Raw genomic sequence first — 2,276 nt, 5'->3', positions numbered from 1 at the left:
ACTCGACAGCGCGGCCAACGAACCGTGCGTCGGAGAGACAGTCAACGAAACACAGCCCGTAGCGAACAACAAAACACAGCCCGTAGCGAACAACAAAACACAGCCCGTAGCGAACAACAAAACGCGGGCTGGGGGGAACAATGGAACGCTAGCTGTAGCGAACAACACACGGGTTGTAGAAGAACACGAACTCTCGCGGGTGCAGCGGTCAGTTGCAGACAACGAGACCGCGTACATCAACCACGACGTGACACCGCCCATGTCGGGTAACTCCTTGCGACTCGTGTTCTTTGTCTACGAAGGTGAGCCACCGGCAGAACCGAGCCGAGAAAGCGCGTATCAAACCGTCCAACTCGTCGTCTCTGTCGACGGCGGTGAAGGCGACACAGAGCCGGCTCAGCCACAAACGAACGAAGAGGCGAGCATCTGATGTTACCATGGGAGCACTTGCTCTTCGGTTACGTATCGTACTCGGTACTGAGCCGTGTCGCCTGGCGTCGCCCGCCGAGCGACAAAGCGGCACTGGCTGTCGCACTGGCGACGCAGATACCTGACCTCGTCGACAAGCCCCTCTCGTGGACGCTCGGCATCATCACGACAGGCTACGGGCCAGCACACTCTGTTTTCGTCGGCCTCCCCGTAATAATGCTCGTCGCTGGTTCGGCGCGAATACGCGACAAGCCCGTATCCATCGCCGCTCTTGTTGGGTATGCATCACACCTCGTCACCGACGTGCTCGCGCTTCGCGCGAACGGACCCAATTTCGGACGGTTACTCTGGCCGCTTGCACCACAGGTACCATACGAAAGTAACATCAGTTTCATCGAACGCTTCGGAACGTACGTTGGAACATTCCTCTTTCAGATGATGCACCCGGAGAACCTCGTATTGGTACTCGGATACGTGGCTATCCTCTCGCTCGGCGCTGTCCTCTGGGTACTTGACGGAACACCGGGTATTCGATGGCTTCGTCATCGTATCGGAAGCGACCACTGAACGCCAACAAAGATGAGATAGGTTTGAGAAGACATATATCCATTCGGAACTTTGTTTAATTCTTTTAATTTTTAATAGTTTTAGAAATTATATTATATTATCAACGGCAACAAAATTCAAATGATTACAATGTCGACGGTCATGCGATGCGCAAAACAAGCGCAGATGGACAGCACAGAACAGTATCACGTCGGCAAGCACTGAAAGGAATTGGAGGTGCACTCGCAACATGCTCATTCGTGGGGACGGCCGCAGCGGACGACGGCCGGGTAAACATCGTCGATGAAGGTGCGGACCCGACAGGACAGAAATCTATCAATCCGATCTTAGAATCGATTCCTTGTGACGACGGGACGACGCTCTACTTCCCGGACGGCACATATATGATGGACGATATGTTCCGCCACACTAAGTTCAAAGGATTCGAACTTCGTGGGGAAAACGCGACTATCGTCCCGGCTTCCGACTACGACGGTCGGTGGTTATTCAAACTGGGAACGTACACTCATCCGGGTGAAGACCTCACCGTCGAGGGCTTTACCTTCGACTTCACCGAAGACAACACGGGACTTCGTGTCGTACAGGCACAGGTCAAAGACGGCCTACTCGCCCGAAACCTCACCGTCAGTGGACAACACGACAGCGGAAAATACGGCCCGTTCTTGTTCGATATTACCGGTTCATCCGGTCTCGGGACGATACAGAACATTCACATTCCGTACGGGGGCGAATTCTCGAAGAACACGCCGGGGGACATCTCCGTTGGACCGACAGGGATTCTCGTCTCTCCGTACCACCACGGTAAACTCTGGGTTCGGAATTGTGAGGTTGGCCCGTGGCCGGACAACGGACTCTACTGTTCGACTGACGACGGCCGCGTCGTTGTCAAAGGGGGCTCCTACAAGAACAGTAACATCGCAAACATCCGACTCTCCGGCGACTACAGTTCCGTCCACAATGCGACAGTCATCGTCAACCACCAACGCGACGGAGACACGAACCAGCGCGGGATTCGCCTCGACGGTGGTAAGTACAACTGGGTCGAAAACACCGAGGTACACCTCAAGAAACCCAATGGACGGGCAGTCAGTATCCAAAATGACGTCGAGTGGGCACGGGTTCAGAATTCGAACATCACCGTCGAAGGCGACGTTCCCACGAGAGCCATCACGGTGTCACCAGACGTGGGGAAAGTCGACATCTTCAACAGCGAAATCGAGTTCAACACCCCCTGTCAGGCGACCCATCTCCACGCGCCAACCGCTGCAGATCCCCCACCG

Annotated in this window: 3 protein-coding genes; all 3 read left to right on the top strand. The window is 55.0% G+C overall.

Annotation, left to right across the window (positions count from 1 at the left end; all coding sequences use genetic code 11):
* Nucleotides 1-430 (top strand): DUF1616 domain-containing protein (locus tag QT222_RS02215; RefSeq protein ID WP_491476165.1); only part of this gene is annotated, 430 nt, incomplete at its 5' end.
* Nucleotides 430-996 carry a metal-dependent hydrolase gene (locus QT222_RS02210; protein WP_491476164.1) on the top strand — a complete coding sequence of 189 codons (567 nt, stop codon included), beginning with the start codon at nt 430-432 and terminating at the stop codon, nt 994-996. The genes QT222_RS02215 and QT222_RS02210, both read left to right, overlap by 1 nt.
* A gap of 239 nt (nt 997-1,235) precedes the next feature.
* Nucleotides 1,236-2,276, top strand: a 1,041-nt coding sequence (locus QT222_RS02205; RefSeq protein ID WP_491476163.1) for a pectate lyase family protein, incomplete at its 3' end; no start/stop codon positions are given.

This window comes from Haloferax sp. s1 (assembly GCF_058382125.1).
The sequence above is the reverse complement of the archived record's forward strand: the minus strand, read 5'-3'. Positions and strand labels throughout refer to the sequence as shown.

Excerpts from the sequence above, each read along its gene's own strand:
- QT222_RS02210 (WP_491476164.1), top strand. The coding sequence starts at position 430 with ATGTTACCATGGGAGCACTTGCTCTTCGGTTACGTATCGTACTCGGTA.